The sequence below is a fragment of the Streptomyces sp. BYX5S genome (assembly GCF_054724165.1).
The window spans coordinates 7,892,720-7,916,027 of record NZ_CM138829.1 but is presented as its reverse complement, the minus strand read 5'-3'; the positions used below and the strand labels follow the sequence as shown (position 1 = coordinate 7,916,027).

Sequence of the window (23,308 nt, the reverse complement as noted above, 5' to 3'; positions counted from 1 at the left end):
GCTCCCGGCTCCCCTCCGGAAGGGAGCCCGGTCAGCCGCTCTGGGCGAGCAGCATGACGAGGGCGACGGCCCCGATGCCGCTGATCACTGTGTTCTTGGCCTTGAGTCCGACGGAGAGAACGATGAAGGCGATGATGCCCACCGGCCCGTACTTCCACTGGATGAGCTGCTCGAATCCGATGGCGAGCGCGGCGACGACGATGGCGAAGAGCGGCATGGTCTTACCTCCTTCGGGACCTGTGGTCCGAGTGGTGACCAACTTCTGCGATCCGGCCGCCTGACCGACCAGGTGCGAAAAGTTGGTCACCAACTCACAGGTACTTATCTCCGCTGAAGGGCGGCTCATAACCACCTTCACCTCAACTCCCCAAAGATGGCGGGAAGTTGTAGTGTTTGGTTGTGGATGCGGAGCATGCCGCCGTCAATGGACGGCCCAGGCCACCGCGGTCGCGACCCAGCTACCGCCAAGTGGCCGACGAGCTGCGCGACCGGATCACCTCCGGGCGTCTGAGTCCCGGCCAACGAATGCCTACGCAGGCTCAGTTGGCGGGCGAATTCGGTGTGGAGCGCTCCGCCGTGCGTCAGGCGCTGCGCATTCTGCAGTCCGAGCAACTGTTGGTGAACGCCACGAAGGGCAGTCCGGCCACGGTCGCGGAGAACACCCGCCCCGTGCTGCTGGGCCCCGAGGCGCCGCCGCAGCCGACCATGGTGGCGCTCGCCCCGCGGATCGCGGCCGCCTTCGAGCAGGTCGACGTGGAGATCGACGCGCTGTGCATGACGGCGGTCTCGCTGACGCTCGCGATGGGTGAGCCACTGCGCCTCATCCACGAGGGCCGCATGAAACCGGCCAAGCTGCGGGTGCGGGTGCTGCTGCCGAGCCGGGACATCGACCTCGCGTTTCCCGCGCCCGCGCGGGCGGCGGTGGAGGTGGGCGGCAGACTGCGCCGCGACTGGCTCGAGCAGCGCAACGCCCAGGGTCAGGTGCTGCGCCACAACCTGCTGGCCCTGCGCGGGACGCACGGCACGGACGTCACGGTCGAGTTCCGCGCCCTGCCGTTCACGCCCCCGGTCAAGCTCTACCTGCTCAACGGCAACGAGGCGCTGTTCGCGTACTACACGCTGGCCAAGCGCGGCGCACAGATCGACCACGAGCGGGTGGACGTGTACGACGCGCAGGGGGTGCGGCAGATGCTCTTCGCGTTCGAGCAGGGAGCGGGACTGCGGGACACGACGTTCGTGGAGCAGTCCCACCTGTGGTTCAACAGCCTGTGGAACACGATCAGCGGGGACCTGACACTGACCTCATGAGACCGTGAACCGTCTCAGCTGTCCGAGCTACTGAAGCGCCGGTCCGGACACGGTGATCGCGAGCAGCACGCCGCCGATGGAACTGCACGTGGCGTTCCTGGCCTTGGCGCCGATGGCGAGCAGCAGCAGGCCCACGAGGCCGGCCGTGCCGTAGCGCCATTGCAGGAGCTGCTCGAAGGTGATCGTGACCACCGCCGCGAGGAGGCTCAGGACAGACATGGTGGTTCCCCCTTCGTCGGTGACTCCTGTCGGGGACTTCGGTTACTTGGTCCCCTTCGCTGCCACCCTCGGCCACCTCACGCCAAGTTGGCGACCAACTACACTGGAGTTGTCCCCACTTGGTCGTGGTATATAAACAGGAGGACGACAACTCACGCCAAATCAAGGTGAGTTGTAGCGTTTGGTTGTGACCCAGGGGAGCAGGGCGTGGCGGACAGGGCAGACGCGACACTGAACGGCAGCAGAAGGCTCACGGCCCAGGAGATCGCCGACCAGCTCCGGGAGCGCATCAGGTCCGGCGACCTGCGCCCCGGCGACCAGCTGCCCACGCAGGCCACGCTCGCGGAGGAGTTCGGAGTCGAGCGCGGCACGGTCCGCCAGGCGTTGCAGCTCCTGGAGACGGACGGCCTGCTGAGCAAGCGCAGCAAGGGCAGCCCGCCGCGCATCGCCCCCGCGTCCGCCGCGCGCGACGAGCCGCAGCCCTCCATGGTCGCCCTCGCCCCCCGCCTGGTGGAGGCCTTCCACGCCCCCCATGTCCGTATCGACGCGGTCTGCATGACCTCCGAGACCCTGATGCTGGCGCTCGGCGAACCACTGCGCCTGATCCACGAGGGCCGCATCCGCCCGGACGTCGTCGACGTGCGCATCCTGCTGCCCAGCCGCGACATCGACCTGGCCTTCCCGGTGCCGGTCCCGGACGCCAGCGACGGCGCCGACCGCGCCGACGAGGTGGCGGTCCACAACCGCTGGCTCGCCACGCGCAACGCGCAGGGCCAGGTGCTCCGCCACAACCTGCGCGCCCTGCGCTCCTCGCACGGCATCGACGTACGGGTGACGTTCCGCGCGCTCCCCTTCACCCCGCCGGTCAAGCTGTACCTGCTGAACCAGTCCGAGGCGCTGCTCTCGTACTACATGGTCACGCGGCGCGAGGAGGAGATCGACAACGACACCAAGCTGGAGATGTACTCGGCGACCGGCACCCAGGCCCTCCTCTTCTCCTTCGAGGAGCGGGCCGGCCACCGCGACCGGACGTTCGTGGAGGAGTCGCAGAAGTGGTTCGACGCCCTCTGGGAAACCATCACCTCCGACCTGACACTCTCCTAGTGACTTCAGAGACGACGAAGCAGACTGTTCCGGTGGCAGAAGAGACCGAATCACATCGGAAACCGACCGAACCGGCCGACGCGGGTACGCGGGGGACCGCCGACGCGGGTACGCCGGGGGCGGCCGCCGACGCCCGCGAGTCGGGCACCCTCCACGACCTGATCACGTCCGCCCGCCACGTCCTCTTCGACTTCGACGGCCCGATCTGCCGGCTGTTCGCCGGGCGACCGGCGGCGGGGATCGCGCGGGAGCAGGTGGAGTGGCTGGATGCGCAGGGGCTGGGGGAGGTGTTGACGGCGGAGGAGCGCGAGGACGCGGACCCGCACGCCGCCCTGCGCCGCCTGGGCCAGGCGCGGCCGAACAGCGACCTCGTCCTCGAAATGGAGAATCGTCTCACCGAGCAGGAACTGCGCGCGGTCGCCTCGGCCTGGCCCACGCAGCACGCGGACCCGCTGATCCGCACCTGGACCGCGGTCGGCGCCCGCCTCGCCATCACCACGAACAACTCGGCCGAAGCGGCCCGCCGCTACATCGCGAGCCGCGGTCTGTCCGAGTGCTTCGAACCCCACATCTACGGCCGCACCCAGATCCTGTCCCGCCTCAAGCCGGACCCGTACTGCCTCAACCGCGCGATGTCGGCCATGGGCGCGTCGCCCGGGACCACGCTGATGATCGGCGACACGGCGACGGACCTGGCCGCGGCGCGGGAGGCCGGTGTCGCGTTTCTCGGCTACGCGCGTAATGCCCGCAAGGAGAGCGTGCTGCGGGAGGCGGGGGCGCGGCAGGTGACCGGTTCCCTGGAGCCGGTCATCGATGTCCTCCGCGGACCCGGCCGCGGCGACTGACCTGTGCCTTTCCTCTCCGCCGGTGCACGCCGGGTGGAGTTGGCAGCCAACTGACGTAGAGTTGTACGGACTTGGTCGGGGGGTGAGGGGAGATCGTCGTGATGAACGACAGCACCGGAAGCACCCCCAGGCCCACCGCGGAGGACATCGCCGACACCCTGCGGAAGCGGATCCTCACCGGCGAGATCGAGGCTGGCGCACGCCTGCCGACGCAGGCCGCGCTCGCCGCGGAGTTCGGCGTGGAACGCGGAGCGATCCGGGGCGCGCTCCAACTGCTGCGCACGGACGGCCTGTTGACCAACGTGAGCCGCGGCAGCCCGCCCACCGTCTCCCGCCCGCAGCACCAGACCTCACAGGGTGCCCAGTCGGCACGCAGCATCCTGGGCCCGCGCCTGGTGGCCGCCTTCGAGGCGCCGCACGTCCACGTCGACGTGGCGAGCCTGACCGGCGAGACGCTGGTGACGGCCCTGGGGGAGCCCCTGCGGAAGGTGTACGAGGGGGCGCTGCGGCCGATGTCGGTGCGGGTGCGGATGGTGGTGCCGAGGCCGGGCGCCGACGCCGACTACCCGGCGCCGGCCGCCGGGTGGGGCGTGGACGCGAAGCTCGACGACGCGGTGAAGCGGCGCGGCCGGGTGCAGTGGGACTCGCAGCGCACGGTGCTGGCCGGAGCCTTCAAGGGCCTGCGTGACAGCGGCGTCGACGCCCGCTTCGAGTACCGCTTCGTGTCGGGAGTGCCGACCCGGAAGGTGTACCTCCTCAACCGGCAGGAGGTGCTGGTCGGGCACTACGTTCCGGGACGGTTCGAGCGGGAGATCGATGACTACGAGGGTGCCGACACGGTCGAGCTCGTGGACGTCGAGGGCTTCGAGACGGGGATGTTCGCCTTCGAGCGTTCGGAGTCGACGCAGAAGGAGGCCTTCGTGGACGGCGAGCAGGCGATGTTCGACGGCCTGTGGGAGTACGTCGCGCGACGTCAGGCCTGAGCCAGGGCGAGCAACATCAGCACCGCTCCGAGCAGCGCCCATGCGGTGGGCCTGCGCTCGGCCGACAGCAGAAGCGCGAGGGCGACGAGGGCCAGCACCCCCAGCACCCCGTACTCGGACCGGACGAGCTGCTCCAGCCCGTAACCGAGCACGGTCGCGACGAGCTGCGGTATCGGATTCATGGGTCCCCACCCTTCAACTGCCCTACCAACCGGTCCAATTGGACTGATTGACTTGGATTGGTCTTCCCCGGGCCGTCAGATCGTTAATCAACCCCCGTGAAACGCACCGAAGTTGACTGAATGTGGTGTGCGGTTGGGCTGACGGAGGTACGTTCCACCTGTGGCGAACGGCCGGAGTGAGGCGAGTGGCGGCAGGGAGGTCTTCCGCGTCGTGGAGGACCTGCGCACCCGCATGGCCGGAGGCGTCTATCCGCTGGGTTCGCTGCTGCCGACGCAGCGGGCGCTGGCCGGTGAGTACAAGGTCTCGCGGGACACGGTGCAGCGGGCGCTCGCGCAACTGCGCGACGAAGGCTGGATCGATCCGAAACAGGGCAGCGGAACCCGCGTCGTGCGGGCGCAGCAGGTCCAGTCGTACACCGCTCAGGCGGCGCACGAGGGCAGGGTGACCCTGCGTGAGTTCTTCGACGAGGCGTTCGCGGGACCCGAGGTGGTGCTCGACGTCTACACGCTGACGTCGGAGTCCCTGGACACGCAGGTCAAGGGTCAGATCGAGCGGATCAGGCACGAAGAGGTGCGGCCTCGACGCATAGCCATCCGCATGCTGCTGCCCGACGAGTCGATCGACCTGCCGTACCCCCGGGCCCTGCGCGACCCGGACGGCCGCCGGACCGCCGAGCTGAAGGAGCGGCTGCTGCGGATCACCCACCGGCACAGTGAGTCGATGAGGGTGGAGCTGCGGCAGTTGGAGGTCGAGGGGCTGGTGGAGTCCGCGAGCGTAGAGGTCCGGCACGTGGCGCTGACCCCGGCGTTTAAGCTGTATCTGATCAACGGCCGGCAGGCGTTGCACGGGCCGTACGAGGTCATCAAGCGGCCGATCGTCCTCAGCGACGAGGTCACGGTGGACGCGCTGGACGTGCTCGGTCTCGGCGCGAAGCTCACGCACTACGTCAGGGACGACAACCCGGACTCGCGAGGCTCGGTTTTCGTGGAGAGCTGGCAGGCCTGGTTCGACTCGGTATGGGCCCACTTGGCGAGCTGAGTCGATCGCGGATCGAACGCCGTACCCCTGGGCGTGTTTCTTTACACCCCTCAGACCGCTCACTCTGCTCACTCCGGTCGTGAGGGCCGAACCCTGGGGCTACTGTGTGGGCCTGTTACGGCCTGTTGCATGAATATTCAGGAGCGGCACGTGGGCGCAATCTGGCGCCGGGTAGTGGAGCGCGCGCAGCGCAGTGGTGAGCGCACCAGCGGCCATCACAACCTCAACCATGTAGTGCGATTGACCGCCGAGGAGGCCCTGGCCCTCGGCCGGCCGCTCGACGCCCAGGTCATGGTCCGACAGCGCAGGGCGGATGTGGTCCCTGTCGTGATCAGGACCTGGCCCGACGAGCGGGAGGTACTGGAGGCGCTGAGCGGACACGGAGGGCCCGTGCCGCAGTTCCTGACGCAGTTCGAGCACGTGGGGATCCACAGCTATTTGGAGGGCACACCGCTCTCCAGCATCTGCCGCAACGGCAAGCCCGTCGACCCGCTGCTGATCCAGGCCTTCGCGGAGCTGCTCGTGGGGATGGCGGACGTGCCCGAGCGGGACCTGCCACCCCGTCCGGAGCACTGGCCGAAGGACGGCGACAGCAGGGGCTTCCTGCGCATGCTGATCTCTCAGGCCGAAGAACAGATCCGCTTGCCCAACTGGCCCGAGTTCGGTGGGCTGTTCGTGGCACTCGGGGTTCCGGAGAGCGCGCTGCGGCTCTATCAGCTCTGGGCGCCGAAACTCAGACCTCGCCCGTTCCAGCTCCTCCACGGGGATCTGCATCGCGGCAACGTCATCGTCACGCACGACGGTGACCCCCTGCTGCTGGTGGTGGACTGGGAGCTCGCGACGTACGGGGATCCGCTCCACGACCTCGCCGTGCACCTGGTGCGTATGCAGTACCCCGACGAGCAGCGCGAGGAGGTGGTCGAGCTGTGGCGTCGCGCGATGCTGTTCTCCGGCCGCCCCGAGGCGGTGGAGGGTCTCGACTCCGATCTGGACCACTACATCGATTTCGAGCACGCGCAGTCCGTGTACCCGGATGTGATCCGCGCGGTCGACTCCCTCGGTGAAAGCTTCAGCCAGAGCGATCTCGAGCAGGCGGTCACGGAGGTCCACCGCGCCCTGTCCGTGGCCCAGCGCCCACTGCGGCTGCGCAACGTGCTGGAGCCGTCCGCGATCGAACCGCTTCTGTACCGGTGGCGGGTGGCCAGGGGCGGACGCCATCGCGGCAAGGTCTTCTCCAAGTCCATCCACTGGGAGCCGGACGGACGGCTGGCCCTGCCCGACGACTTCGTCGCGGAGGACGTGGAAGAGGCGCTGTGGGCCGAGGGGGTGGCTCCGGCCTCGCACGTCTTCAAGGGCACGGCGCACCTGGGAACGTTCGTCGATGTGCGGGGATTCGGCCGGGTCATGGTCCGCCGGAAGGTCGGCTCGGCCAACCCCATCGAGCCCAGGTTCCTCGACGAGCACGCGGTGCTCCGGGCGATCGAGAAGTCGGGCGCGGACGTCAGCGTTCCCAGGGTGCTCGCACTCGGGACGAGCGACTTGAAGGACCAGTTCACGATCCAGTCGTACGCGGGGCACCACCGCGACCGCGGCGGGCCCCAGCACCCGGAGCACGGACTGCTCCCCGGCGAAGTGATCGACCTGGTCGACCAGCTGTGCCGGCTCGCGCAGGCCGACCTCCAAGTGCCCCGGCAGGACATGGCAGGGCTCAGCTTCTATCCGTGGCTGTGCGAACAACTCTGTTTACTCGTGAGCGAGTTGGCGCCGTCGGCGAAGGAGCTGGCCGCGCGGCTCGGTCTGCCGGGCGAGGACGAGCTGAAGAAGCGGCTGTTGCGCCACAGCGTGGAATGGCGCAAGTACGGGCTGCTCCACGGTGACCTGAATCCCTGGAATTTGGTGCGGCGCGAGGGGCGGATCGGCCTCACGCTCATCGACTGGGAGATGGCCATGGTGGGTGACCCGCTGTACGACCTGGTGCGGCACATCCACCTGACGCCGACCACCCGGGAGGTCAGGCACCGGATGTACGACCGCTGGTCGGACCGTCTGCCGCAGGAGTTCACCGACGGCTGGCAGTGCGACGTGCCCGTGTACCAGGGCCTGGAAGTGGTCCGATCCGCCTATGTCGACCTGGAGCGCCTGGTCACCGGCTCAGGTCTGGACGCCCCGAACGTGAAGCGGGCCGTGGGCTCGTACGCGACGACGCTCCGCAAGGCCCTGTCCTGGCTCAAAATGCCCTCAGGGTCGGCGCGTGCGTCCAACCCGTACCTTGCCCTGGCTCTGCCGCACGCCTGACCATGGAATGACAAGGGCGGCGTCGGGGGAGGGCTGCGCATGTCGGGTGCTGGCAGGGGCGGTATAGGGAGATCACTGCGAAGGTTCTATCAACGGGTCGAACCCACGGTCGTACGTGTACTGCTCCTGGTCGTCTTCGTCGTCGGACTGACCGCCCAGTTCGTCGCGCCGCTCGGGGACGCCCTGGAAGGCAAGGCGTATCTCGGCGGCGCTCTGCTCAGCCTGGTCGCCTTCATCCTGTACGAGGCGCTCAAGGAGCTCACCGCCGCCACTCGGCTCCCCGCCCGTATGGAGGCGAACTCCCGGAATCTGGGGAATTTCGTGGCGGACGCGTTCGAGTCCAGGATCGTCGAGATCAGCTTCTCCGGTTATACGGGAGAGACGCTCTTCAACGAGCTGTACCACCGGCTCGAACGGCTGGCGGAGGCCCCGGGGCCGACGCGCCGCGTGACGGTCCGGATGATCGTTCCGGACTTCTCCCAGCCCATGTTCGTTCCCTCCCGGGTCGGCGCGGACGGTGCGGCGGAGGACGCGCCGGAGTTCCGCCGCCGGATCGAGCGCAAGTGCCAGGAGTACGACCAGATCCTCTCCGACCTCGCGGCCGGCGTGACCCGGCTCGGCCATGTCGAGGTGCGCTGCGAGTACCGGGTGATCTCCGGCCCGCCGCTGCAGAAGCTCTGCATCTTCAACCGCAAGCGGGTCCTGCACGGTTTGTACGACCTGTCCTCCCGCATGTCATTGCAGGAGCAGTACTACGACCCCAAGGGCTACGACACCGATCTCACCGTCCTGGCCGCCGAACGCCGCCCGGAGGACGAGCCGGCCGTCGGCATGTGGGTGAAGCACTTCGACGAGCTCTGGGAACTGGTGGCACAGATCCCGGCGTGGCGCCGCCCCGCGGCGGCCTGAGCCCGGGGACGTACGTACCCTCCTCCCCATGACCGACCGCACCCCCGGCCTCCGCGAACAGAAGAAGCAGCGCACCCGGCGGACCCTCTCCGAGACGGCCGTGCGGCTGTTCATGGAGAAGGGGTACGACAACGTGTCCGTCGCCGAGGTGGCCGCCGCGGCCGAGGTGTCGAAGCCGACGTTGTTCCGGTACTTCGCCGCCAAGGAGGACCTGGTGCTGCACCGGTTCGCGGACCACGAGGACGAGGCGGCGCGGGTGGTGGCGGGCCGGGGTGAGGGGGAGGCGCCGCTCGGCGCGCTGCGGCGGAACTTCCTGGACGGGCTGCGGCGCCGGGACCCGGTGACCGGGCTGTGCGACCACCCGGCCGTCCTCGCGTACCAGCGGCTGCTGTACGGGACGCCCCAGCTGGTGGCCCGGCTGTACGGGTATCAGGGGCGGTCCGAGCGGGCGCTCGCGCAGGCGCTCGGGGGGACCGCCGTGCGGGCGCGGATCGCGGCCGGGCAGATCGTCGCCACGCAGCGGATCCTCGCCGAGGAGAACGGCCGCCGCATCGCGGCCGGCGAGTCGGCCGACGCCCTGGAGCCGGAGGCCGTCCGCACGGCCGAGCTGGGCTTCCAGCAGCTGGGGGAGGGCATCGGGCGCTGGTACGGCTGAGCCCCGGCCGACCGTGGCCGCGGCCGGAGCGCACCCCCCCCGGGCGACCGCCCCCGCCGGAGCGCGCCCTCCGGGTGACTGCCCCCGCCAACCGCCCCCGCCGGAGCACGCCCCTACCCCTTCTGTCGCGCCCTCCGCACCCCCGCCGGGCTCGGCGTCGGCTCGCTGAGGTGGCCCTGGGCGAGGTGGGTCAGCAGGCGCAGGAAGGTCTCCCGGTCGCCCGGGGGGAACGCCGCCAGGGCCTCCTCGTGCACGCGGTCCACGATCTCCTGGCTGCGCGCGGCCGTCCGCGCGCCCTCCTCCGTCACCGCGATGATCCGGGCCCGCCGGTCCGTGCTGGAGGGGCGCCGCTCCGCGAGGCCGGCCTTCTCCAGGGCGTCGACCGTGACCACCATCGTGGTCTTGTCCATGTCGCCGATCTCCGCGAGCTGGTTCTGCGTGCGCTCCTCCTCCAGCGCGTGCACGAGCACGCAGTGCATCCGCGCCGTCAGCCCGATCTCGGCGAGCGCGGCGGCCATCCGGCTGCGCAGCACATGACTCGTGTGGTCCAGGAGGTACGAGAGGTCGGGCCTGGTCCGGGTGGGGGCGGGCGTCATGGCGGTCATGGGCTCAGCGTAGCCGATGAGTCGTTCCGAAGAATATCGTCTGCAACGAAACTATCTGCTACGGTCGTTCCATCGACGCCGCCCGGCAGGGGCGGCGGACCGACCGAAGGGCACAGCCATGTCCGCCACGCCCGCACCACTCGCCCCGCCCGCCGAGGGCCCCGCCCGTTCCCGCTGGCTCGCCCTCGGTGTCATCGCCGTCGGCACGCTCATGATCATCCTCGACGGGTCGATCGTCACCGTCGCGATGCCGGCCATGCAGGAGGACCTCAACTTCAGCAGCAGCGGCCTGAGTTGGGTCGTGAACGCCTATCTCATCGCCTTCGGCAGTCTGCTGCTGCTCGCCGGGCGGCTCGGCGACCTGCTCGGCCGCAAGCGGATGTTCCTCGCCGGTACCGCCGTCTTCACCGCCGCGTCGCTCCTCGCGGGGCTCGCCACCACCCCGGCCGTGCTGCTCGCGGCCCGATTCCTCCAGGGCGTCGGCAGCGCGATGGCCGCCGCCGTCGGGCTCGGAATCCTCGTCACGCTCTTCACCGACCCCCGCGAACGGGCCCGCGCCATCGGCGTGTTCAGCTTCACCGGCGCCGCGGGCGCCTCGATCGGGCAGGTCCTGGGCGGCGTACTCACCGACGCCCTCGACTGGCACTGGATCTTCTACATCAACCTTCCCATCGGCGCCGCCGTCCTCGCCCTCGCCCTGCCCGCCCTCCCCGCCGACCGCGGCGCCGGACTGCGCGCCGGGGCCGACGCGTGGGGGGCGCTGCTGATCACGGCCGGGCTGATGCTCGGGATCTACGGGGTCGTCAACATCGAGGCGTACGGGGCGGGTTCGTGGCGGGCGGCCGGGATGGTCGTGGCGGGGCTGGTCCTCGTCGCCGCGTTCGTCGCCCGGCAGGCACGCGCCCGTACGCCGCTGATGCCGCTGCGCATCCTGCGCTCGCGCGCCGTCGTCGGAGCGAACGTCACTCAGATCCTCACGCTCGCCGCGATGTTCGCCTTCCAGGTGCTCGCCGCGCTCTACATGCAGCAGGTCCTCGGCTACGGGGCCCTGGAGACCGGCCTCGCGATGCTGCCCGCCGCCGTCATGATCGGCGCGGTCTCGCTCGGCGTCTCGGCCCGGCTCGCCGCGCGGTTCGGGGAGCGGCGGGTGCTGCTCGCGGGTCTCGCCCTGCTCGCCGGGGCGCTCGGATACCTCGCCCGGGTGCCCGTACAGGGGGAGTACGTGCCCGATCTGCTGCCCGTGATGCTGCTGGTGTCCGGCGGCGGGCTCGTGCTGCCCGCGCTCGCCGGGCTCGGGATGTCCGCGGCGGGCGAGGAGGACGCGGGTCTCGCCTCCGGTCTGTTCAACACGACGCAGCAGATCGGCATGGCGCTCGGCGTCGCCGTCCTGTCGACACTGTCCGCCGCGCGCGCCGACTCCCTGGTGGCGGGCGGGAGTTCGCAGGCCGTGGCACTCACCGGCGGCTACCGGCTCGCGTTCGCCGTCGGGACGGGGCTGATCGGGGTCGCGATCCTGGTCGCGGCGGTCTTCCTGCCGTCCAGGGCGGCCGCGGCCGGGGACGGGACCGTATCCGGGGCCGTCTTCGAAGGTGAAGGTGCGGTGTCTCCGGCGCCCTCGCCGGCGCCCTGATCCGCCCCGGCCGGTGGCCCCTGCGCCGAGGCCGGGTCAGCTGGGGACGCTGAGGCTGTAGCGGAGCTTCTTCTTGGCCCGCGCGCCGCGGCGGTCGTAGAAGCGAGCGGCTCCTTCGTTCCAGACCGGGGTCTGCCACTGGATCTCGGTGAGGCCGAGCTCGCGGGCCTCGGCCGTCACGACATCCATGAGCAGCGCGCCGAGACCGGAGCCCCGGCTGTCGGAGTTCAGGAAGAGGCAGTCCATGTGGAGGAACTCGCGGCCCTCCCAGGTGGAGAGTTCGGGTGCGCAGGTGGCGTAGCCGACGACCTCTCCGCCGGGCAGCTCCGCCACCAGGCAGCGAAGCCGTGGTGCCGGGGTGGCGAAGAGCAGGGCTTCGAGTCGCCGCGCGAGTTCGGGGGCGGGCGGCGCGGCTTGTTCGTGGGCGGCGTGCTCGGCGGCCAGTTCGGCGACCCGGACCAGATCGTCGGGGCGTGCGTGCCGCACTCTCGGGGCGCTGTTCACCGGGCGGTTCCCGTCAGGGCGTCCGCACTCCGGGCGGCCGGCCCGGTGAAGAGGGCCATGCCGGACGTGTGCCCCTGGGGCAGGGCGTGCGGTGCTTGCGTGCCCGCTGCCGCGGGCGGTTCCTCGTGATCGCTCATTCGTCCATCATGCAGTGCGCGCTCGACGGATCCCGAGCCACGTCGGCTCACGCCCCGCAGGTGGCGTGGAACACTATTGCAAGCAGTTGCTTGCAATAGTTAGCGCGGGTGGTGCAGTATCGACGTATGGCATCGCTCAACGTCGGAAACCTCGGCGAGTACCTGCGCGAGCAGCGTCGCAACGCGCAGTTGTCGCTCCGTCAGCTCGCGGAGGCCACCGGCGTGTCCAATCCGTATCTGAGCCAGATCGAGCGCGGGCTGCGCAAGCCGAGCGCGGAGGTGCTGCAGCAGGTCGCGAAGGCGCTGCGGATCTCCGCCGAGACGTTGTACGTGCGCGCCGGCATCCTCGACGCGGAGCGGGAGCGGGACGAGGTGGAGACACGTGCGGTGATCCTCGCCGACCCCTCGCTCAACGAGCGCCAGAAACAAGTCCTGTTGCAGATCTACGAGTCCTTCCGGAAAGAGAACGGGTTCGGGATCGAGGTCGACGGGGCAACCGGAGAGGCCGGCGGCGATGCCGAGCCCTCAAGCAGTAGCTGATGTGATCCGGGAGGACCACGCCATGGCCATCAAGGACGACCTGCGCAAGACCCTCACCGACCCGACCCCCCTCTACTTCGCCGCAGGCACCGCCGACCTGGCGTTCCAGCAGGCCAAGAAGGTGCCGGGGATCGTGGAGCAGCTGCGGAGCGAGGCGCCCGCCCGCTTCGAGGCCGTGCGGCACACCGACCCCAAGGACGTGCAGGAGAAGGCGGCCGGCCGCGCCAAGGAGGCCCAGGCCACCATCACGGCGAAGGTGAACGAGCTGGTCGCGACCCTCGACACCGACCTGAAGAAGTTCGGCGAGAGCGCCCAGGAGTTCGCGCTGCGCGGCGTCGGCTTCGCCGCCGAGGCCGCCGTCAAGGCGCGCGAGACGTACGAGAAGGTCGCCGAGCACGGCGAGGAGACCGTGCGGACCTGGCGCGGCGAGGCCTCCGACGAGATCGTCGAGCTGGCCGAGGTCGTCGAGCCGGAGCCCGCGAAGAAGACCGGGGCGACGTCGGAGACCGGCGCGGCGTCGCAGGACGCGGCCAAGGAGACGCCGGGCGCGACCGCCGACAAGCCCGCCGCCGCCAAGAAGCCCGCGGCCAAGAAGACCACCACCGCGAAGAAGACGGCCCCCGCGGCCAAGAAGACGGGCTCCGGCTCCACGCCGCCCGCCAAGTAACCGAGCAGGACGTACGCCGACGACGGGCCGGGCACTACGAGGGTGCCCGGCCCGTTGTACGGGTACGGTGGCCGATGGTCGGACGGTTCCGAAAGACGATTCTGGTGGTGGCGTTGTGCTGATGCAGGGGTTCGCCAATCTGATGTGGCTGCTGAGCATGGCGTTGATCGTGTTCAGCGGCTTCGCGCTCGTGGACGCGGCGGTCCGGCGCGAGGACGCCTACCGGGCGGCCGACAAGAAGACCAAGCCGTTCTGGCTGATCATCCTCGGGCTCGCGTTCGTCGTGAACCTGCTGTTCCCGATCCTGTCGTTCCTGCCGATCATCGGCCTCATCGCGACGATCGTGTACATGGTCGACGTACGGCCCGCCGTCCGGCAGCTCGGCGGAGGCGGGGGCGGCTGGGGCCGCAAGGGCGGCGGCTCCAGCAGCGACGGCCCGTACGGGCCGTACAACGGCGGCCGCTGATCCCCTCCGGGCGTGACCGGGCTCCTCGGCACCGGTCCCGCCCGTCTCACCTGTCCAGGAGCAGGATCGCCACGTCGTCCGTCAGGTCGCCGCCGTTGAGGTCGCGGACTTCGTTCATGGCGGCTTCCAGGAGGGGTTCGCCGGACAGGCCCTGGGCGCGCTGGCGGCGGATCATGTCCACCATGCCCTCCTGGCCGAGCCGTTGCCTGCCCTGGCCGATCCGGCCCTCGATCAGGCCGTCCGTGTAGAGCATCAGGCTCCACTCCGGACCCAGCTCCACCTGCATGCGCGGCCACCGGGCCTTCGGCAGCAGGCCGAGGGCCGGGCCGTTGTTCTCGTACGGGAGCAGGGCCGCGGGGCGGCCGGGGGTCGATATCAGCGGTGACGGGTGGCCCGCCAGGCACAGGCCCGCGCGGCGGCCGTCCGGCGCGATGTCGACCGTGCACAGCGTCGCGAAGATCTCGTCGTCGGAACGCTCGTGCTCCAGGACCTGCTGGAGCGTGGAGAGGAGCTCGTCGCCGCACAGGCCCGCGAACGTCAACGCCCGCCACGCGATGCGCAGTTCCACGCCGAGCGCCGCCTCGTCGGGGCCGTGCCCGCAGACGTCGCCGATCATCGCGTGGACCGTGCCGTCGGGCGTGCGCACCGTGTCGTAGAAGTCGCCGCCGAGCAGCGCGCGGGAGCGGCCGGGGCGGTAGCGGGCCGCGAAGCGCAGCGTCGAGCCGTCCAGCAGCGGCGTCGGGAGGAGGCCGCGTTCCAGGCGGGCGTTCTCCTGCGCGCGGATCCGGGACTCGGTCAGCTTGTGCTGCGCCACGTCGGCGCGCTTGCGCTCGACCGCGTACCGGATGGCCCGCCCGAGCAGCCGGGAGTCGAGTTCCTCGCGGAAGAGGTAGTCCTGCGCCCCCACGCGGACCGCTTCGGCGCCGCGTTCGGCGTCGCCGGAGGTGGTCAGGGCGAGCACGGCCTGGCGCGGGGCCAGGCGCAGTACGTGCCGCAGGGCCTGGAGTTCGTCGGCGTCCTCGCTGCGGCTGGGCAGCGCGAGGTCGAGCAGGATGCAGTTGACGTCGTCGGTGAGCAGCCGCTCGGCCTCGGTGAGGTTGCGCGCGGTGCGTACGCGGATCGGCTTGCCCGCGGCGTCCGGCACCTCGGGAACGTTCAGGGAGCCGGCCGGGTCGTCCTCGATGACGAGGATCGTCAGGCCGGTGGCGTCACGGGCCTCGGGGGCGTCGCCCGGGGCGTCGTCGTCGAGATCGCTGTCGCCGATACCGCTGTCGGTACGGGTGGCGTCCGCGCGGGGCGCCTCGGTGCGGGTCGCCTCGGCACGGCGGCTGTCGGCGCGGCCCGTGGCGGCGCGGCCCGTGGAGGCGTGCTCGCCGCCGGCGGGTTCCGCGGTGCCGAGGCGCACGCCCACATCCACGCCCCCGTCGCCGGAGGCGTCGGCGCCATCGGCACCCCATATGTGGTTGGCGCCCGGCTGTGCGGCCTGGTCGGGGCCGTGCCGGGTGTCCTGCGGGTCGTACGGTCCGGTCGTGGTGAGCGCGTCATGAGCCTGACCACTTTCCACGGCCGGGATGGCTCTCTGCCGCGGTACGGGTACGGGCATCGCTTCGGTTTCCTTCCCTCCCCCCGAGGGCACGGTGGGACGAAGGTCCTCGGCCCACCGACGGGGACCTTAGCGGTAGCCGCCGCTCGAACGGAATGGTGAGCGGCAAACGGCCAGCGTCATATGCCGTCCCCCGCACCGCAATTGGGTGGGTTCCGTCCCTGGTCGTCCGCGCCGGGGATGACGAACATCACGCCGGGGCGCCGGAACCGCGGCGCCCCACGTGCCCCACGTCACGTGGGACAGCTCACCCATCGGGGGGCGAATCAGGCGTCGGGCCGGACCACCCCGAGCATCGCCATGGAACCCGCGCCCGCGACGGTCACGTCCCGCCCGGGACGGGGCGCGTGGATGATGGCGCCCTTGCCGATGTACATCCCGACATGGCTGGCGTCGTCGTGGTAAATGATCAGGTCGCCGGGCCGCATGTCCTCGATGTCGATGTGCTTGAGCTGCTTCCACTGCTCCTGCGACGTCCGCGGGATCGGCTGCCCCGCCGCCGCCCACGCCTGCGAGGTCAGTCCCGAGCAGTCGAACGACTTCGGGCCCTCGGCGCCCCACACGTACGGCTTGCCGAGCTGCTCGGAGGCGTACCGGACGGCCTTCTTGCCCGCCTTCGAGGCCTTGCCGTCGATCTCCTTGAGGACGCCGGAGGAGAGCCACTCCGTCTGCGCCTGCTGCTCGGCCGCCTCCTCCAGCTGCCGCAGCCGCTCGCGCTCCTCCTTGGCGAGCCGGTCCTCGATCTTCTGCGCCGCCTTGATCTGCTTCTCGATCCGCTTCTTCGCGGCGGCCTTCTTCTTGCGCCCCTCGTCCAGCGACTTCCACTTGGCGGAGGCCTCGTCCGCGTACTCCTCCAGCTCGTCCTGTGTCCGGTCGAGCTTGGCCAGCAGGTTCCGCGTGGCCTGCTGGCCCTGGTAGGCGCGGCCCGCGTTGTCGAGGAAGCGGCCGGGGTCGCCGGACAGCATGAACTGCGTCTCCCGCGATATCCCGCCGTTGCGGTACTGCTCGCGGGCCGCCGCGCCCGCCTGGCCCTGGAGCCGGTCGAGCTCCTTCTGGCCGTCCGCGATCTTCCGGGCCAGCTTGACGATCTGCTCGGACTGGTCGGCCGCCTTCTCCTCCGCCGCGTTGTACTCGTCGGTGGCGACGGCGGCTTCGCGGTACAGCTTGTCGATCTTCTTGCGGATCGACTCCAGGTCCTTGGTGCCGGGGCGACTCGACGGGGACGGGGACGGGGACGGTGATGGCTCCGCGTACGCCACGCCCGCGGGCGCCAGTACGGTCACGGCGCACACCAGCGCCAGGGCCGCCATCGTCGTCGTGCTCCGCTTGCTCATCCGCTCCGCCCCCACAGCCGAGACAAACCTGATTTACCGTCAGTAAGTCGCGCACGTTCGGGGGATGGTGCCATGCGAGCGCCGAATCCGACAGACCCGTACGGCGGTCCCCGAGCGGTCTGACGAACGGGACGCCGAGATCGTTCCCCCGAATCCCTCCCGCCACTACCCGCTATCGCGGCGCCAACGCCCCCCACGCCACGGTCACTTCGCCCTGCCGCCAGCGCCCCGGCCGGTCCACCACCGGCCAGTCCGCCGCCAGATCCCGCACCGACCGCATCCACCGCTGCCGCGCGCCGTACGAGGCGTAGGGCGCGGCCGAGGCCCACGCCCGGTCGAAGTCGCGCAGGAAGGCGTGCACCGGCTCGCCCGGCACGTTGCGGTGGATCAGCGCCTTGGGGAGGCGTTCGGCCAGGTCGGAGGGGGTCGCCAGGGAGCCGAGCCGGGTGGCGAAGGTGACGGTGCGCGGGCCCTCGGGGCCGAGCGCCACCCACACGTGGCGGCGCCCGATCTCGTCGCAGGTGCCCTCCACGAGGAGGCCGTCCGGCGCGAGCCGCCCGCACAGCCGTTCCCACACCGCGGCGACCTGCTCCTCGTCGTACTGGCGCAGCACGTTCGCCGCCCGGATCAGCAGCGGGGCAGTGGCGAGCGGCAGCTCGAAGCCGCCGTGCCGGAAGGTGAGCCCCTCCCGCTCGTACGGTTTCGCGGCCGTGACCCGCGCCGGTTCGATCTCGATGCCGACCACGCGCGCGTGCGGCGCCGTCTCCCGCAGCCGGGTCAGCAGCTCCACGGCGGTCCAGGGCGCCGCCCCGTAGCCCAGGTCGACCGCGACGGGGTCGTCGGCGCGGCGCAGCGCGGCGCCGTGGACGGCCGCGATCCAGCGGTCCATGCGGCGCAGCCGGTTCGGATTGGTGGTGCCTCGCGTCACGGTTCCCACGGGGCGAGAACTGGAACGCGGGCTCATGGGTACGAGGGTATGCGGTGCGCCGGACGCGGCTTTGGTTGAGATCCGTACGGTAATGATTCGGCAAAGTGGAAATGGAGCGGCCGACTCCGGCGTTGCCGACGAGGAAGAGGGTCCGTGCCCTCTCGTCGTCGTGCCCGCAGTACGCCCACCAAGGAGGGCCCGCCACGTGAGCCAGTACGTGACCAGGTTCCGCCGCTCCGGGGCTGCTCCGGCCCTGCTGCGGCGGCCCGGCGCGCATCGGCGCCCCCGGCGCATCGCGATGCTCAGCGTGCACACCTCGCCCCTCCACCAGCCCGGTACGGGCGACGCGGGCGGCATGAACGTCTACATCGTCGAGCTGGCCAAACGGCTCGCGGCGATCAACATCGAGGTCGAGATCTTCACGCGGGCCACCGCGGGCGGCCTCCCGCCGGAGGTCGAGCTCGCGCCCGGCGTCCTCGTCCGGCACGTGGACGCGGGCCCCTACGAGGGCCTCGCCAAGGAGGACCTGCCCGCCCAGCTGTGCGCCTTCACGCACGGCGTCATGCAGGCGTGGGCGGGCCACCGCCCCGGCTACTACGACCTCGTGCACTCGCACTACTGGCTGTCCGGGCAGGTCGGCTGGCTGGCCGCCGAGCGCTGGGGCGCGCCCCTCGTGCACGCCATGCACACCATGGCCAAGGTCAAGAACGCGGCGCTGGCCGAGGGCGACACCCCCGAACCGGCCGCCCGTGTCATCGGCGAGACCCAGATCGTGCGCGCCGCCGACCGCCTCATCGCGAACACCGCGGAGGAGGCCGACGAGCTGGTCCGGCACTACGAGGCCGACCCCGGCAGTGTCGCCGTCGTGCACCCCGGCGTGAACCTGGAGCGGTTCCGCCCGGCCGACGGGCGGGCCGCGGCGCGCGCCCGCCTGGGCCTGCCGCAGGACGCGCTGATCCCGCTCTTCGCGGGCCGCATCCAGCCCCTCAAGGCGCCCGACATCCTCCTGAAGGCGGTCGCCGTCCTCCTGGACGAGCGGCCCGAGCTGCGCTCCCGCATCGTCGTCCCGGTGGTCGGCGGACCCAGCGGCAGCGGCCTCGCCAAGCCGGCCGCGCTCCAGAAGCTCGCCGCGAAGCTCGGCGTCGCCGACGTGGTCCGCTTCCACCCGCCGGTCGGCCAGGAGCAGCTCGCCGACTGGTTCCGCGCGGCCTCCGTCCTCGTCATGCCGTCCTACAACGAGTCCTTCGGACTCGTCGCCATAGAGGCCCAGGCGGCGGGCACCCCGGTGCTCGCGGCCTCGGTGGGCGGCCTCCCCGTGGCCGTGCGCCACGAGCGGACCGGCTTCCTGGTCGACGGCCACGAACCGGCCCGCTACGCGCGCGTGCTGCGCGAATTCGCCGACCACCCCCACCTGGTGGACACCATGGGCGACGCCGCCGCCCGGCACGCCCTCTCCTTCGGCTGGGACACGGCCGCCTCCGCCACGGCCGACGTCTACACGGCCGCGATGCAGGCCAGGCGCCGTCACGTACCCTCGCACCATGGCTGACCAGCGACAGGCACACGACGTCATCGAGTCCACGCTGAAGGACGCCGAGCTGGAGTGGGAGAGCCCGGAGCCGGGTTCGTACGTGGTGAAGCTCCCCGGCACCCGCAAGCTGTCCACGACGCTGTCCCTGCGCGTCGGCCGGCACAGCCTCTCGCTCAACGCGTTCGTGATCCGGCACCCCGACGAGAACGAGACGGGGGTGCACCGCTGGCTCCTGGAGCGCAATCTCCGCCTGTACGGGGTGAGTTACGCGGTCGATCAGCTCGGCGACGTCTACGTCACCGGCAAGCTCCCCCTCGCCGCCGTCACCCCCGACGAGCTGGACCGCCTCCTCGGCTCCGTCCTGGAGGCCGCCGACGGCGCGTTCAACACGCTCCTCGAACTCGGCTTCGCGAGCGCGATCCGCAAGGAGTACGAGTGGCGGGTGTCGCGCGGCGAGTCGACGCGCAACCTGGACGCGTTCGCGCACCTGACCCAGCGTCCGGCCAAGTAGCCCGCGCCGTGCGCCGGTTGGGGCCGAGGTCCTATCCGAGCGCCACCATCCGCACCACGGTCACGGTCAGCACCGACCCGGAGACGTAGTAGAGGACTATCGCCCCGCCGACGGTCGCCTCACGGCGGTCGCGCTCTCCGGAGACCGTGGTGGAGCCATGGCCGTACGGGTCGTGGGAGAGGGTGCGGGCCATCTCGGCGCGGAAGGCGTCCGGGTTGGCCATCTTCGCGAGGGTGTCGTCGGCGGGCGGGGCGTAGGCGATGCGGCAGGCGCCGCGCCTGCGTCGTCGGCTCACGCCGGGCCCCGCCTCTCCGCCTCGTCACGGGCGAGCCGGGCCAGGATCGCGTCCGCCTCCGGGTCCGGGACGGCCTCCAGCATCCAGTGCCGCATCACGGCGTGGATCTCGCCGACCCCGGCCGCGTTGATCGCCTTGTCGAACTCGTGGCGGCGGTTCGGATCGAGCGCCGCCCGGATCGCCGGGATGCTGTTGGGGACGTCGACCTCTACGCCGCCCACGAGTGTTCTGGGCGGTTCGTCAGTTCTGGAGGAGGTCCTGGGGGCTTCGGACATGTTCGGGTACGTACCCGCCGAACTGCCCGGTCAAGCGGGGCTGTTCTCGGCGGCGACGGGAGCGGCGGCGACCTGCTTCGACTCCGCTGGTCCGGAGCCCGGGAGCCCTCGCATCAGCGCCCAGTACCCCACCGCCGTCACCGTGCCGAGGGCCGCGCACCCCGCCCACAGCCACCCGGCGCCCGCCGAGTCGATGACCCAGCCGCCCGCGAGCGGCGCGACGAGGGCCGCCGCCGACCACGACATGGTGTAGACGCCCTGGTAGCGGCCGCGCCCCTCGGCGGGCGAGAGCCGGGCCACGAGCCCCGACTGGGTCGGCGCGTTGACCATCTCGCCCAGCGTCCACACCACGACGGTCAGCGCGTACGCGGCGAGCGATCCGGCGAGGGCGGTGAGGGCGAAGCCGTAGCCGATGAGCAGCGAGGAGACGGCCAGCAGCCGCCCGGGGTCGCGGCGTTCGATGAACCGGGTGAGCGGGATCTGGAGCGCGACGATCACGACACCGTTGACGGCGGCGACGAGCCCGACGTCGGAACTGCTGAACCCGTTCTCACCCATGACGATCGGCAGCCCCACCGAACTCTGTGTGAACACGACGGCGACCAGGAACGAGAGCCCCACCATCAGCATGAACCGCCCGTCGCGCAGCACGGTCCCCATGGTCACGACGGGACTGCTGGGCGCGCCGGGAACCACGGTCGTCGTCGGCCGCGACTCCTTCACCTTCACGAAGACGACGCAGGCGCAGGCGAGCGTCATGGCGGCCTCGACGAGGAAGCCCAGGGTGTAGCTCTGCGCGACGAGGAAGCCGGCGTACACGGACGAGACCGCGAACCCAAGATTGATCGCCCAGTAGTTCAAGGAAAACGCCCGCACCCGATCCTCGGGACGCACGATGTCCGCCATCATCGCCTGGATCGCGGGCCGCGAGGCGTTCGAGGCGAGCCCGAGCGCGAAGCCGGTGACGGCGATGGCGACGGGGTCGCGCACGAAGGCGAGGACGGCGACGGTCGCGCTGGTGGCGAGCTGCGCGCCGAGCAGCGTGGGCCGCCGCCCGAGCCGGTCGGCGAGCACCCCGCCGAGCACCGACGCGATGACACCGCCGAGCCCGATGAGCGAGGCGACGAGACCGGCGTACGCGGCGGAGAAACCGCGCGAAGCGGTCAGATACAGCGCGAGAAACGTGAGAACGAAGTTCCCGAGCCGGTTCACGAGGGTGCTGGTCCACAGCCACCAGAATTCGCGCGGGAGCCCGGAGACGGACTCCGTGGCGGCACGTCTGAGCGAGGCGACTGACATGGGTGCATCCCCCGGGGCTGGCGTAAGCGGTGAACTCGGTTTACGTAACTTACGCACGGGGTAGCAGTGGCGGCCACTCAATTGACGGGGACCGTCAATCGGCGGGCGCGAGGGCCGTCGATTAGGCTCGGGCCCATGGCCGACGCACCGTACAAGCTGATCCTCCTCCGCCACGGCGAGAGCGAGTGGAACGCCAAGAACCTGTTCACCGGCTGGGTGGACGTCAACCTGAACGAGAAGGGCGAGAAGGAGGCGGTCCGCGGCGGTGAGCTGCTCAAGGACGCCGGCCTGCTCCCCGACGTGGTCCACACCTCGCTCCAGAAGCGCGCGATCCGCACCGCGCAGCTGGCCCTCGAATCGGCGGACCGCCACTGGATCCCGGTCCACCGTTCGTGGCGCCTGAACGAGCGCCACTACGGCGCCCTCCAGGGCAAGGACAAGGCGCAGACCCTCGCGGAGTTCGGCGAGGAGCAGTTCATGCTGTGGCGCCGCTCCTACGACACCCCGCCGCCGCCGCTCGACCGCGACGCCGAGTACTCCCAGTTCGAGGACCCCCGCTACGCGACGCTCCCGCCGGAGCTGCGCCCGCAGACGGAGTGCCTCAAGGACGTCGTCGTCCGCATGCTCCCGTACTGGTTCGACGGCATCGTCCCGGACCTCCTCACGGGCAAGACTGTCCTGGTGGCGGCCCACGGCAACAGCCTGCGCGCGCTGGTCAAGCACCTCGACGGCATCTCCGACGCCGACATCGCGGGCCTCAACATCCCGACCGGCATCCCGCTCTCCTACGAGCTCGACGCCGACTTCAAGCCGGTGAAGGCGGGCGGCACGTACCTGGACCCGGACGCGGCGAAGGCGGCGATCGAGGCGGTCAAGAATCAGGGCAAGAAGAAGTAAGAGTTTACTGAGAAGCCCCCTACCTGCGGTTTTTCCGCTGGTAGGGGGCTTTTCGCTGTGCCGGGGCCGTCGCTGGGCCGTCAGGTGTGACTGCCCCACCGACGGATGCGGACGTCGAAGATGATCAGGAGTGCGATAGGAGCGGTTGCTTCGGTTGGTGCGTCAGCCCAGAAGGCGAGCGCGCCGCCAGCGAGGCCGATGAGCGCGATCGGTAAGTCGCGTGGACAGATGTCGACGGTGACACCTCTGCGTGGGGTCATGTGGACTCCATGTGTGATCGGTTCCTTCCGAGGGATTCCGAGCGCGAAAATGGGAACGAATGCCGCCCCAACTTGGGCGGCATTCGCGTGTGGTGAGACTTTTGCATAGCTTGGCTTCGTAGACAAACGCACAGCTAGAAGCGTCCTGGCTTCTACTTCTACAGTAGAAATGTGTAGCTGGATCGGCCCGTTAGCGGTCGTGGCATTCAGCGAGATGAATGATTCATTGCATGGCATGAACGGGAGATGCTCCCTACCTAGGGAGGTAGCATCTCCCCAGCTCAGGG

Annotated in this window: 26 protein-coding genes; 15 read left to right on the top strand and 11 right to left on the bottom strand. The window is 70.6% G+C overall.

Annotated elements, in window-relative coordinates; genetic code table 11:
• Nucleotides 1-31: 31 nt before the first annotated feature.
• Nucleotides 32-217 carry a hypothetical protein gene (locus tag ACYBSK_RS35765; RefSeq protein WP_457481400.1) on the bottom strand — a complete coding sequence of 62 codons (186 nt, stop codon included), beginning with the start codon at nucleotides 215-217 and terminating at the stop codon, nucleotides 32-34.
• Between the two features lie 176 nt (nucleotides 218-393).
• Between ACYBSK_RS35765 and ACYBSK_RS35760 the strand changes: the two genes are divergently transcribed.
• Nucleotides 394-1,308 (top strand): winged helix-turn-helix domain-containing protein, encoded by a 915-nt coding sequence (locus ACYBSK_RS35760; RefSeq protein ID WP_457481399.1) that lies wholly within the window; start codon nucleotides 394-396, stop codon nucleotides 1,306-1,308.
• Nucleotides 1,309-1,335: 27 nt separating this feature from the next.
• Here the strand turns inward: ACYBSK_RS35760 and ACYBSK_RS35755 are convergent, their stop codons facing one another.
• Nucleotides 1,336-1,527, bottom strand: coding sequence for a hypothetical protein (locus ACYBSK_RS35755; protein WP_460244579.1), 192 nt, complete (start codon nucleotides 1,525-1,527; stop codon nucleotides 1,336-1,338).
• A 207-nt stretch (nucleotides 1,528-1,734) separates the two neighbouring features.
• On the opposite strand from ACYBSK_RS35755, the gene ACYBSK_RS35750 reads away from it, so the two are divergent.
• The 3 genes from ACYBSK_RS35750 (at nucleotide 1,735) to ACYBSK_RS35740 (ending at nucleotide 4,459) form a co-directional block, all read left to right on the top strand.
• Complete coding sequence (locus ACYBSK_RS35750) at nucleotides 1,735-2,631, top strand: winged helix-turn-helix domain-containing protein (protein ID WP_457481397.1); 897 nt, start codon at nucleotides 1,735-1,737, stop codon at nucleotides 2,629-2,631.
• The gene (locus ACYBSK_RS35745; RefSeq protein ID WP_457481396.1) at nucleotides 2,580-3,476 is read left to right on the top strand and encodes an HAD family hydrolase; all 897 of its coding nucleotides are present in this window, start codon (nucleotides 2,580-2,582) and stop codon (nucleotides 3,474-3,476) included. Before ACYBSK_RS35750 ends, ACYBSK_RS35745 begins: the two co-directional genes overlap by 52 nt.
• 101 nt (nucleotides 3,477-3,577) lie before the next feature.
• Entirely contained in the window at nucleotides 3,578-4,459 is an 882-nt protein-coding gene (locus ACYBSK_RS35740; protein WP_457481395.1) for a winged helix-turn-helix domain-containing protein, read from the top strand.
• On the opposite strand, the gene ACYBSK_RS35735 is transcribed toward ACYBSK_RS35740, so the two are convergent.
• Entirely contained in the window at nucleotides 4,450-4,641 is a 192-nt protein-coding gene (locus ACYBSK_RS35735) for a hypothetical protein (protein WP_457481394.1), read from the bottom strand. The two genes, ACYBSK_RS35740 and ACYBSK_RS35735, sit on opposite strands and share 10 nt — an antisense overlap.
• Nucleotides 4,642-4,801: 160 nt before the next feature.
• Between ACYBSK_RS35735 and ACYBSK_RS35730 the strand changes: the two genes are divergently transcribed.
• The 4 genes from ACYBSK_RS35730 (at nucleotide 4,802) to ACYBSK_RS35715 (ending at nucleotide 9,539) form a co-directional block, all read left to right on the top strand.
• Nucleotides 4,802-5,680 carry a GntR family transcriptional regulator gene (locus ACYBSK_RS35730; protein ID WP_460244578.1) on the top strand — a complete coding sequence of 293 codons (879 nt, stop codon included), beginning with the start codon at nucleotides 4,802-4,804 and terminating at the stop codon, nucleotides 5,678-5,680.
• Between the two features lie 150 nt (nucleotides 5,681-5,830).
• On the top strand, nucleotides 5,831-7,975 hold the full coding sequence (locus ACYBSK_RS35725) for an aminoglycoside phosphotransferase family protein (protein ID WP_460244577.1): 2,145 nt from the start codon (nucleotides 5,831-5,833) through the stop codon (nucleotides 7,973-7,975).
• 39 nt (nucleotides 7,976-8,014) lie between these two features.
• Entirely contained in the window at nucleotides 8,015-8,884 is an 870-nt protein-coding gene (locus tag ACYBSK_RS35720; RefSeq protein ID WP_460244576.1) for a hypothetical protein, read from the top strand.
• A gap of 28 nt (nucleotides 8,885-8,912) precedes the next feature.
• Nucleotides 8,913-9,539, top strand: a complete 627-nt coding sequence (locus ACYBSK_RS35715) for a TetR/AcrR family transcriptional regulator (RefSeq protein ID WP_457481390.1) — start codon at nucleotides 8,913-8,915, stop codon at nucleotides 9,537-9,539.
• A gap of 113 nt (nucleotides 9,540-9,652) precedes the next feature.
• Here ACYBSK_RS35715 and ACYBSK_RS35710 read toward each other — a convergent pair whose 3' ends face one another.
• Complete coding sequence (locus ACYBSK_RS35710; protein WP_460244575.1) at nucleotides 9,653-10,144, bottom strand: MarR family winged helix-turn-helix transcriptional regulator; 492 nt, start codon at nucleotides 10,142-10,144, stop codon at nucleotides 9,653-9,655.
• Nucleotides 10,145-10,262: 118 nt separating this feature from the next.
• Here ACYBSK_RS35710 and ACYBSK_RS35705 point away from each other — a divergent pair, with 118 nt between their 5' ends.
• Nucleotides 10,263-11,774 carry an MFS transporter gene (locus tag ACYBSK_RS35705; RefSeq protein ID WP_460244574.1) on the top strand — a complete coding sequence of 504 codons (1,512 nt, stop codon included), beginning with the start codon at nucleotides 10,263-10,265 and terminating at the stop codon, nucleotides 11,772-11,774.
• Between the two features lie 36 nt (nucleotides 11,775-11,810).
• Here ACYBSK_RS35705 and ACYBSK_RS35700 read toward each other — a convergent pair whose 3' ends face one another.
• Nucleotides 11,811-12,278, bottom strand: coding sequence for a GNAT family N-acetyltransferase (locus ACYBSK_RS35700; RefSeq protein ID WP_460244573.1), 468 nt, complete (start codon nucleotides 12,276-12,278; stop codon nucleotides 11,811-11,813).
• A 263-nt stretch (nucleotides 12,279-12,541) separates the two neighbouring features.
• Here ACYBSK_RS35700 and ACYBSK_RS35695 point away from each other — a divergent pair, with 263 nt between their 5' ends.
• The 3 genes from ACYBSK_RS35695 to ACYBSK_RS35685 all read left to right on the top strand — a co-directional run bounded on the left by ACYBSK_RS35695 (nucleotide 12,542) and on the right by ACYBSK_RS35685 (nucleotide 14,088).
• Nucleotides 12,542-12,955 carry a helix-turn-helix domain-containing protein gene (locus ACYBSK_RS35695; protein WP_457481385.1) on the top strand — a complete coding sequence of 138 codons (414 nt, stop codon included), beginning with the start codon at nucleotides 12,542-12,544 and terminating at the stop codon, nucleotides 12,953-12,955.
• Nucleotides 12,956-12,977: 22 nt separating this feature from the next.
• A complete protein-coding gene (locus tag ACYBSK_RS35690) occupies nucleotides 12,978-13,622 on the top strand; it encodes a hypothetical protein (protein ID WP_457481384.1) in 645 nt (214 codons plus the stop codon).
• 121 nt (nucleotides 13,623-13,743) lie between these two features.
• Nucleotides 13,744-14,088 (top strand): DUF2516 family protein, encoded by a 345-nt coding sequence (locus ACYBSK_RS35685; protein ID WP_460247164.1) that lies wholly within the window; start codon nucleotides 13,744-13,746, stop codon nucleotides 14,086-14,088.
• Between the two features lie 46 nt (nucleotides 14,089-14,134).
• Here ACYBSK_RS35685 and ACYBSK_RS35680 read toward each other — a convergent pair whose 3' ends face one another.
• From ACYBSK_RS35680 to ACYBSK_RS35670, 3 genes are all read right to left on the bottom strand, one after another.
• The gene (locus tag ACYBSK_RS35680; protein ID WP_460244572.1) at nucleotides 14,135-15,691 is read right to left on the bottom strand and encodes a PP2C family protein-serine/threonine phosphatase; all 1,557 of its coding nucleotides are present in this window, start codon (nucleotides 15,689-15,691) and stop codon (nucleotides 14,135-14,137) included.
• 266 nt (nucleotides 15,692-15,957) lie between these two features.
• Complete coding sequence (locus ACYBSK_RS35675) at nucleotides 15,958-17,025, bottom strand: C40 family peptidase (RefSeq protein WP_457481382.1); 1,068 nt, start codon at nucleotides 17,023-17,025, stop codon at nucleotides 15,958-15,960.
• Nucleotides 17,026-17,197: 172 nt separating this feature from the next.
• Nucleotides 17,198-17,989: a class I SAM-dependent methyltransferase gene (locus ACYBSK_RS35670; RefSeq protein WP_460244571.1), complete on the bottom strand. Its 792-nt coding sequence runs from the start codon at nucleotides 17,987-17,989 to the stop codon at nucleotides 17,198-17,200.
• A 169-nt stretch (nucleotides 17,990-18,158) separates the two neighbouring features.
• Here ACYBSK_RS35670 and mshA point away from each other — a divergent pair, with 169 nt between their 5' ends.
• Together mshA and ACYBSK_RS35660 are read left to right on the top strand one after the other, a co-directional pair.
• Nucleotides 18,159-19,502, top strand: coding sequence for a D-inositol-3-phosphate glycosyltransferase (mshA, locus tag ACYBSK_RS35665; RefSeq protein ID WP_457481380.1), 1,344 nt, complete (start codon nucleotides 18,159-18,161; stop codon nucleotides 19,500-19,502).
• The gene (locus ACYBSK_RS35660; RefSeq protein ID WP_457481379.1) at nucleotides 19,495-19,995 is read left to right on the top strand and encodes a type III secretion system chaperone family protein; all 501 of its coding nucleotides are present in this window, start codon (nucleotides 19,495-19,497) and stop codon (nucleotides 19,993-19,995) included. Before mshA ends, ACYBSK_RS35660 begins: the two co-directional genes overlap by 8 nt.
• 31 nt (nucleotides 19,996-20,026) lie before the next feature.
• Here the strand turns inward: ACYBSK_RS35660 and ACYBSK_RS35655 are convergent, their stop codons facing one another.
• The 3 genes from ACYBSK_RS35655 to ACYBSK_RS35645 form a co-directional block, all read right to left on the bottom strand.
• A complete protein-coding gene (locus ACYBSK_RS35655; RefSeq protein ID WP_457481965.1) occupies nucleotides 20,027-20,218 on the bottom strand; it encodes a hypothetical protein in 192 nt (63 codons plus the stop codon).
• Between the two features lie 68 nt (nucleotides 20,219-20,286).
• Nucleotides 20,287-20,565: a hypothetical protein gene (locus ACYBSK_RS35650; RefSeq protein ID WP_457481378.1), complete on the bottom strand. Its 279-nt coding sequence runs from the start codon at nucleotides 20,563-20,565 to the stop codon at nucleotides 20,287-20,289.
• A 30-nt stretch (nucleotides 20,566-20,595) separates the two neighbouring features.
• Nucleotides 20,596-21,864 (bottom strand): MDR family MFS transporter, encoded by a 1,269-nt coding sequence (locus tag ACYBSK_RS35645; protein WP_457481377.1) that lies wholly within the window; start codon nucleotides 21,862-21,864, stop codon nucleotides 20,596-20,598.
• 135 nt (nucleotides 21,865-21,999) lie between these two features.
• Here ACYBSK_RS35645 and ACYBSK_RS35640 point away from each other — a divergent pair, with 135 nt between their 5' ends.
• The gene (locus ACYBSK_RS35640; protein ID WP_457481376.1) at nucleotides 22,000-22,761 is read left to right on the top strand and encodes a phosphoglyceromutase; all 762 of its coding nucleotides are present in this window, start codon (nucleotides 22,000-22,002) and stop codon (nucleotides 22,759-22,761) included.
• Nucleotides 22,762-23,308 lie beyond the last annotated feature (547 nt).